The following is a 7,964-nucleotide window of genomic DNA, read 5'->3' on the forward strand; positions in this document are numbered from 1 at the left end:
TCAGGCCGCCATCGCTGGCAAGCCAGCTCCCACAGAAAAAGCTAAAGCCAGGCGCATGCTTTTCACCACTCAAATGGCCGAGTGTCAGCTCGCCGAAAGCTTTTGATCTTGATCCACGGGCGACATCGGAAGGCTGAGTGGAGGGACTGATCCGGGGGTGGGAGCGCAGCGACCGTTTGGCGCAGCCAAACACAGCGAGAGGAGGTGCAGCGAAGCAAACCGTAGGCGCTGCGCCCGGATCAATCCCGCAGCGAAGGGACCCCGAGCCCCAGCGAGCGGGCCGAACGCAGGAGCAAGCCTTTTCGGTTACCTTTTCGGCGTTTGGAAAAGGTGACTCGCCGTAAGGGCGAAACCCTAAGTAGCCGTTACCAAAAAAACGGATATGTACAAAAAAAAACCAAGAACCTGGTCGGCCCAAAGGCCGCCAAGACCAAAGCCCCAAAAAAAAGCCCCCAAGGCCTACACCTCAGGGGCTTTCGAACAACCCAGCTCAGCGCTTAATGATGCTCACGCGTCGCACGGAATTTCACATCAGGCCACCGCTCTTCCATCAACGCCAGGTTAACCCGCGTCGGCGCGAGATAGGTCAGGTGCCCACCGCCATCCAGTGCCAGGTTCTCCACAGCCTTGTTGGAAAACTCCTCAAGCTTCTTCTTGTCGCTGCATTCAATCCAGCGCGCGGAATACACAGTGATCGGCTCGTAAGAGCACTCAACCTTGTATTCCTCCTTCAGACGGCTGGCGACCACATCAAACTGCAGCACACCCACGGCACCAAGAATGATGTCGTTGCTGCGTTCCGGGAAGAACACCTGGGTCGCGCCTTCTTCGGCCAACTGCTGCAGACCCTGACGCAACTGCTTGGACTTCAGCGGATCACGCAGACGCACACGACGGAACAGCTCCGGGGCGAAGTGCGGGATACCGGTAAAACCGAGGACTTCACCTTCGCTGAAGGTGTCGCCGATCTGGATGGTGCCGTGGTTATGCAGACCGATGATGTCGCCGGCGTACGCCTCTTCCAGCTGTTCACGCTCGGAGGAGAAGAACGTCAGGGCGTCGCCGATGCGCACGTCCTTGCCGGTACGCACGTGGCGCATCTTCATGCCTTTCTCGTACTTGCCGGAGCAGATACGCATGAAGGCGATGCGGTCGCGGTGTTTCGGGTCCATGTTCGCCTGGATCTTGAAGATGAAGCCCGAGAACTTCTCTTCCACCGGCTCCACGGTACGTTCGTTGGCGACACGGGCCAGCGGACGCGGTGCCCAGTCAACTACAGCGTCGAGCACGTGATCGACACCGAAGTTGCCCAATGCCGTACCGAAGAACACCGGAGTCAGTTGACCGTCGAGGAACTCCTGCTGGTTGAACTCGTGGCAGGCGCCCTGCACCAGTTCCAGCTGTTCGAGGAAGCGATCGTACTCGTCGCCCAAGTGCGCGCGCGCCTCGTCGGAGTCGAGCTTCTCGATGATCTTGGTTTCGGTGCGTTCGTGACCGTGACCGGCGGTGTAGACAATGATGTAGTCGTCGGCCAGGTGGTACACGCCCTTGAAGTCGCGGTAGCAACCGATCGGCCAGGTGATCGGCGCTGCCTTGATCTTCAGAACGGCTTCGATTTCGTCGAGCAGTTCGATCGGGTCGCGGATGTCACGGTCGAGTTTGTTGATGAAGCTGACGATCGGCGTGTCACGCAGACGGCAGACATCCATCAGGGCGATGGTCCGTGGCTCAACGCCTTTACCGCCGTCGAGCACCATCAGCGCCGAGTCGACCGCCGTCAGGGTGCGGTAGGTGTCTTCGGAGAAGTCTTCGTGGCCCGGGGTGTCGAGCAGGTTGATCATGTGTTCGCGATACGGGAACTGCATGACCGACGTGGTAATGGAAATACCCCGCTGCTTCTCCATCTCCATCCAGTCGGATGTCGCATGGCGGTCGGATTTACGGGATTTCACCGTACCGGCCACTGCAATCGCCTTGCCCATCAACAGGAGCTTTTCGGTGATCGTGGTTTTACCGGCATCGGGGTGGGAAATAATGGCGAAAGTGCGGCGTTTCGCGACTTCGGCGGCCTGGTTGGTCATGGGAAATCGCCTGGCGGTGATTCAAAAAAGGGCCGCGATTATAGCCCAACTCGATGCAATAACCGAACCGTTGAGCACATTAAGGGTGGCCAAATGCTGCCCCAGATGGGAACCTTTTAAAGCACGGAGACGTCCATCCCCTGTTACGACATTTCGTCAGGGGCTGAAAAATCAGCAAGTTAGCCTGACGAGGCTGCGCTCATGGCTCGCTTTCAGACCGCTTGTTGCCGGTGCTGAAGGAGCTGCTTCTCGCGAACGTTTATTCCCGGCAGCCAAGGCTTGGCATGCCACACGGGAGAGCGTTCGCCGACTATAAAAAAGGAGTCCGCCTGTGGCTATCCGCTATGGCAAAGGGCTGATGGGAGGTGCGGTGGTTATCGCGCTCCTGGCCCTGCTGATCCACTGGATCGGCATCAACACGATCGAACACTACCGCGACGATTTGTTGTTTTACCTGCAAGCTCATCTGATTCTCGTCCTCGCTTCAATGCTGGCCGCCCTGGTCGTGGGCATCCCCGCCGGTATCTTCCTCAGTCGCCCGACCATGGTCGGCCGCGCTGAACGCTTCATGCAGATCTTCAATATCGGCAACACCGTGCCACCGCTGGCCGTACTGGCGATTGCCTTGGGGATTCTCGGCATCGGCAGTGGTCCGGCGATCTTCGCTTTGTTCCTCGCTTCTCTGTTGCCAATTGTGCGCAACACCTACGAAGGTCTGAAAAACGTCCAGGGTTCGCTGAAAGAAGCCGCCGTCGGCATCGGCATGACCCCGCGCCAGGTGTTGTGGAAAGTCGAATTGCCCAATGCGGTGCCGATCATCATCGGTGGCGTGCGCGTGGCACTGGCGATCAACGTCGGCACCGCGCCGCTGGCCTTCCTGATCGGCGCCAACAGCCTCGGCAGCCTGATCTTCCCTGGCATCGCCCTGAACAATCAGCCGCAACTGCTGCTCGGCGCTGCGTGCACCGCGCTGCTGGCCCTGCTGCTCGATGGCGTGGTCACCCTCGCCAGCCGTCTCTGGCTGGAACGCGGTTTGCGCCCGTCTTAAGGCTTTTGCGAAGGAATACTTATGAAACGATTTAGCTTGATCTTAGGCTGCATCATGCTGTTCGCAGGATTTGCCCAGGCGGCGGAAAAACCGCTCATTCGCCTCGGCGCCCGGGTGTTCACCGAGCAGACCCTGCTCGCGGAAATCACCGCGCAATACCTGCGCAGCAAAGGCTACGACGCGCAGATCACCGGCGGTCTGGGCAGCAACCTCGCCCGCAGCGCCCACGAAAGCGGACAACTGGACATGCTCTGGGAATACACCGGCGTGTCGCTGGTGGCCTACAACCATGTCACCGAAAAACTCGACAGCGAACAGTCCTACGCCCGGGTCAAAGAACTCGACGCGAAAAAAGGCCTGGTCTGGCTGACCCCGTCGAAATTCAGCAACACCTACGCCCTCGCCCTGCCGAAAAAAGTCGCCGAGGAGTACCCGCAGATCAACACCATCAGCGACCTGAACAAGGTGCTGCGCGATGAAGCCAAGACCAATCACCTGGTGGCGCTGGACACCGAGTTCGCCAACCGCTCCGACGGTCTGGACGGCATGGTCAAGCTCTACGACATGAACCTGACCCGCAAGAACATCCGGCAGATGGACGCCGGGCTGGTCTACACCGCGCTGCGCAACGGCCAGGTGTTTGCCGGTCTGGTCTACACCACCGACGGCCGCCTCAACGCCTTCGGCTTGAAGCTGCTGGAAGACGACAAGCATTACTTCCCCGACTACACCGCCGCGCCGGTGGTGCGTCAGGCGTATCTGGACAAGCACCCGCAACTGGCCGAGCAACTCGAGCCGCTGGCGCAACTGTTCGACGACGAAACCATGCGCCAGCTCAACGCGCGGGTCGACGTCGATCACGAAAGCCCATCGAAAGTCGCCGCGGATTTCCTGCGCCAGCACCCACTCAACTAAGGAGGAAAAGTCATGGAATTTCTCAACGCCTTTTCCCACCTCGACTGGCAGCAGGTGATGCACCTGACCTGGCAGCACATCACCCTGGTCGGCATCGCGGTAACGCTGGCGATTCTCATCGGTGTGCCGCTGGGCATTCTGATGACGCGCTTCCCGAGCCTCGCCGGTCCCTTGCAGGCCAGCGCCACGGTGCTGCTGACCGTGCCGTCGATTGCTCTGTTCGGCCTGCTGCTGCCGTTCTACTCCAAGTTCGGCCAGGGCCTGGGGCCGATGCCGGCGATTACCGCAGTGTTCCTTTACTCACTGCTACCGATCATGCGCAACACCTACCTCGCCCTGACGGGCGTCGAACCGGGCATTCGTGAAGCCGCACGCGGCATCGGCATGACCTTCGGCCAGCGCCTGCGCATGGTTGAGTTGCCAATTGCAGTGCCAGTGATCCTCGCCGGGGTGCGCACCGCGGTGGTGATGAACATCGGCGTGATGACCATCGCCGCGACCATCGGCGCCGGTGGCCTCGGCGTGCTGATCCTCGCCTCCATCAGCCGCAGCGACATGTCGATGCTGATCGTCGGCGCGCTGCTGGTCAGTCTTCTGGCGATCTTCGCCGACCTTCTCCTGCAGTGGCTGCAACGTACGCTGACTCCAAAAGGACTCCTCAAATGATCGAACTTCAAAACCTCAGCAAGACCTTCCAGAGCAACGGCAAAGATGTCAAAGCCGTGGACTCGGTAAGCCTGACCGTCAATGAAGGCGAAATCTGTGTGTTCCTCGGGCCATCGGGTTGCGGCAAAAGCACCACGCTGAAAATGATCAACCGCCTGATCAAGCCGACCTCGGGCAAGATCCTGATCAACGGCGAAGACACCACCGACCTCGACGAAGTCACCCTGCGCCGCAACATCGGCTACGTGATCCAGCAGATCGGCCTGTTCCCGAACATGACCATCGAAGAGAACATCGTCGTGGTGCCGAAACTGCTCGGCTGGGACAAACAGAAATGCCACGACCGCGCTCGCGAACTGATGAGCATGATCAAACTGGAACCCAAGCAGTATCTGCATCGCTATCCGCGTGAACTGTCCGGCGGCCAGCAGCAGCGCATCGGTGTGATCCGCGCACTGGCGGCGGATGCGCCGCTGTTGCTGATGGACGAGCCGTTTGGTGCGGTCGACCCGATCAATCGCGAGATGATCCAGAACGAGTTCTTCGAGATGCAGCGCGCGCTGAACAAGACCGTGATCATGGTCAGCCACGACATCGACGAAGCGATCAAACTCGGTGACAAGATCGCGATCTTCCGCGCCGGCAAACTGCTGCAGATCGACCACCCGGACACCCTGCTCGCGCATCCGGCAGATGATTTCGTCAGCAACTTCGTCGGCCAGGACAGCACCCTCAAACGCCTGCTGCTGGTGAAGGCTGAAGACGCAGCGGACAACGCGCCGTCAGTCAGCCCCGAAACCCCGGTGGCCGATGCGCTGGAGTTGATGGACGAGCATGACCGACGCTATGTGGTGGTCACCTGTGCCGAGAACAAGGCGCTGGGCTATGTGCGTCGTCGCGACCTGCACCGCCAGACCGGCACCTGCGCGCAGTATCTGCGTGAGTTCAACGCCACCGCGGCGTACGACGAACATCTGCGCATCCTGCTGTCGCGCATGTACGAGTTCAACCGTTCGTGGTTGCCGGTGATGGATGCCGAGCGGGTGTTCCTCGGTGAGGTGACGCAGGAGTCGATCGCAGCCTATCTGAGCTCGGGGCGTTCGCGCGGGATGAAGACCAATATCGTCTCGCCGGCTGAGGCTGTGGTCGCGTAAAAACACCTGACCTGTGGGAGCGAGCCTGCTCGCGAATGCGCAATAACAGGCAACAATGATGTTGGCTGTGAAAATGTCTTCGCGAGCAGGCTCGCTCCCACAGGATTTGTGCAATTTCCTGATGATTCGCAGGGCGGAAAAGAATCTCAACAGCTGCGTTCACAGAACCTCTGCAAACACCCGCTCCCAAACGGCCAAAATCCCCTTCACACCCACCTCTCGCCGCCAACGTCGCCGATGTTGCGCCTATCGCACTTACCCACGAGTTAGTCGACAAAAGCCGCGAACGTGCAGGTATTTTTAACACATGAAAATTCTCGGGGAACATCTGTCCGTCATCTCGGTCGGCTACAAAGAGTGATATCCGCGACGTACGTCAGAAGCGTGCAAAAACGCGACATTTTTAGTTGATCTCAGGCCCCTCACGCCCTAAAGTTCGCGCCGAACGTCCATGCTGGAAACGATCCATCCGGCTCAAGTACTGACGACGAGACAGCAAGGCCAAGGGCAGATACGCCCGTGGCCTTTTTGCTTTCGGCGACATGCCTTGGGAAGTAGGCGAACCAAAGTGGGGATACGGAGGACGTTCATTTACACCCATGTTTTTACCCGTTTGCCCATAGGAGCACTCCAGCATGTCGATCCAGGTCGAAGACTATTTCGCGCGCGAAACCTTTCAGAAAATGAAGGCGTTCGCCGACAAACAGGAAACCCCGTTCGTGGTGATCGACACCGCGATGATCGCCCAGGCCTACGATGACCTGCGCGCCGGTTTCGAATTCGCCAAGGTCTACTACGCGGTCAAGGCCAACCCGGCTGTCGAGATCATCGACCTGCTCAAAGAGAAAGGCTCGAGCTTCGACATCGCCTCCATCTATGAGCTGGACAAAGTGCTGAGCCGTGGCGTCAGCCCGGACCAGATCAGCTACGGCAATACCATCAAAAAGTCCAAGGACATCCGCTACTTCTTCGAGAAGGGCGTGCGCCTGTTCGCCACCGACTCCGAAGCCGACCTGCGCAACATTGCCAAGGCTGCGCCGGGTGCAAAAGTCTATGTACGTATCCTCACCGAAGGCTCGACCACCGCTGACTGGCCACTGTCGCGCAAGTTCGGCTGCCAGACCGACATGGCCATGGACCTGCTGATCCTCGCCCGCGACCTGGGCCTGGTGCCGTACGGCATCTCGTTCCACGTCGGTTCGCAACAGCGCGACATCAGTGTCTGGGACGCGGCGATCGCCAAGGTCAAAGTGATCTTCGAGCGCCTGAAAGAAGAAGACGGCATCCACTTGAAGCTGATCAACATGGGTGGCGGCTTCCCGGCCAACTACATCACCCGTACCAACAGCCTGGAAACCTACGCCGAAGAGATCATCCGCTTCCTGAAAGAAGACTTCGGCGATGACCTGCCGGAAATCATTCTGGAGCCGGGCCGTTCGTTGATCGCCAACGCCGGCATTCTGGTCAGCGAAGTGGTACTGGTTGCACGTAAATCCCGCACCGCCGTCGAGCGTTGGGTTTATACCGATGTGGGCAAGTTCTCCGGCCTGATCGAAACCATGGACGAGGCGATCAAGTTCCCGATCTGGACCGAGAAAAAAGGCGAGATGGAAGAAGTCGTCATCGCCGGCCCGACCTGCGACAGCGCCGACATCATGTACGAGAACTACAAATACGGCCTGCCGCTGAACCTGGCCATCGGTGATCGCCTGTACTGGCTGTCGACCGGTGCGTACACCACCAGTTACAGCGCCGTCGAATTCAATGGCTTCCCGCCGCTGAAATCGTTCTACGTGTAATACGTAGCGATGTCTAGTCCTGAAATAGGTTTACACCTGTTTCAGTCTCAAAACGCCCGATGCACCGCATCGGGCGTTTTGTATTTCAGGGATAAGTGCGGCCGCTCCCGGTTGTAGATTTGCACCGATTCATCCACCATTTTCACTGCATCCGCCAGGTCTTTGGGGCGATGCAGCAAAAACTCAGTCTTCAAAATCCCATTTACCCTCTCCGCCATAGCGTTCTGATAGCAATCATAACCGTCAGTCATTGAGCACCTGATTCCATGCCGGGTATGCATCCGTTGGTATAAATCAGAGC

The 7,964-nt window shown here is 58.8% G+C and carries 7 protein-coding genes; 5 read left to right on the forward strand and 2 right to left on the reverse strand.

From position 1 onward, the window contains the following. Positions 1-497 precede the first annotated feature (497 nt). Positions 498-2,081 carry a peptide chain release factor 3 gene (locus CRO59_RS26960; protein WP_027610807.1) on the reverse strand — a complete coding sequence of 528 codons (1,584 nt, stop codon included), beginning with the start codon at positions 2,079-2,081 and terminating at the stop codon, positions 498-500. A gap of 358 nt (positions 2,082-2,439) precedes the next feature. Between CRO59_RS26960 and CRO59_RS26965 the strand changes: the two genes are divergently transcribed. From CRO59_RS26965 to CRO59_RS26985, 5 genes are all read left to right on the forward strand, one after another. Next, positions 2,440-3,129: an ABC transporter permease gene (locus CRO59_RS26965; protein WP_177409065.1), complete on the forward strand. Its 690-nt coding sequence runs from the start codon at positions 2,440-2,442 to the stop codon at positions 3,127-3,129. A 21-nt stretch (positions 3,130-3,150) separates the two neighbouring features. After that, positions 3,151-4,044: a glycine betaine ABC transporter substrate-binding protein gene (locus CRO59_RS26970; protein WP_097090374.1), complete on the forward strand. Its 894-nt coding sequence runs from the start codon at positions 3,151-3,153 to the stop codon at positions 4,042-4,044. A 12-nt stretch (positions 4,045-4,056) separates the two neighbouring features. Next, a complete protein-coding gene (locus tag CRO59_RS26975; protein WP_007965673.1) occupies positions 4,057-4,710 on the forward strand; it encodes an ABC transporter permease in 654 nt (217 codons plus the stop codon). After that, on the forward strand, positions 4,707-5,864 hold the full coding sequence (locus CRO59_RS26980; RefSeq protein WP_003221591.1) for a betaine/proline/choline family ABC transporter ATP-binding protein: 1,158 nt from the start codon (positions 4,707-4,709) through the stop codon (positions 5,862-5,864). Before CRO59_RS26975 ends, CRO59_RS26980 begins: the two co-directional genes overlap by 4 nt. A 635-nt stretch (positions 5,865-6,499) precedes the next feature. After that, complete coding sequence (locus CRO59_RS26985; RefSeq protein WP_085702449.1) at positions 6,500-7,663, forward strand: type III PLP-dependent enzyme; 1,164 nt, start codon at positions 6,500-6,502, stop codon at positions 7,661-7,663. A gap of 47 nt (positions 7,664-7,710) precedes the next feature. Here the strand turns inward: CRO59_RS26985 and CRO59_RS26990 are convergent. After that, positions 7,711-7,964, reverse strand: a 254-nt coding sequence (locus tag CRO59_RS26990; RefSeq protein WP_143503312.1) for an integrase core domain-containing protein, incomplete at its 5' end; no start/stop codon positions are given.

The organism is Pseudomonas sp. LAMO17WK12:I5 (genome assembly GCF_900215165.1).
GTDB lineage: Bacteria > Pseudomonadota > Gammaproteobacteria > Pseudomonadales > Pseudomonadaceae > Aquipseudomonas > Aquipseudomonas putida_A.

Bases quoted from the DNA above. Each gene is read 5' to 3' on its own strand.
- CRO59_RS26960 (WP_027610807.1), bottom strand. From the start codon at position 2,081: ATGACCAACCAGGCCGCCGAAGTCGCGAAACGCCGCACTTTCGCCATT.
- CRO59_RS26985 (WP_085702449.1), top strand. From the start codon at position 6,500: ATGTCGATCCAGGTCGAAGACTATTTCGCGCGCGAAACCTTTCAGAAA.
- CRO59_RS26980 (WP_003221591.1), top strand. From the start codon at position 4,707: ATGATCGAACTTCAAAACCTCAGCAAGACCTTCCAGAGCAACGGCAAA.
- CRO59_RS26975 (WP_007965673.1), top strand. From the start codon at position 4,057: ATGGAATTTCTCAACGCCTTTTCCCACCTCGACTGGCAGCAGGTGATG.
- CRO59_RS26965 (WP_177409065.1), top strand. From the start codon at position 2,440: ATGGGAGGTGCGGTGGTTATCGCGCTCCTGGCCCTGCTGATCCACTGG.
- CRO59_RS26970 (WP_097090374.1), top strand. From the start codon at position 3,151: ATGAAACGATTTAGCTTGATCTTAGGCTGCATCATGCTGTTCGCAGGA.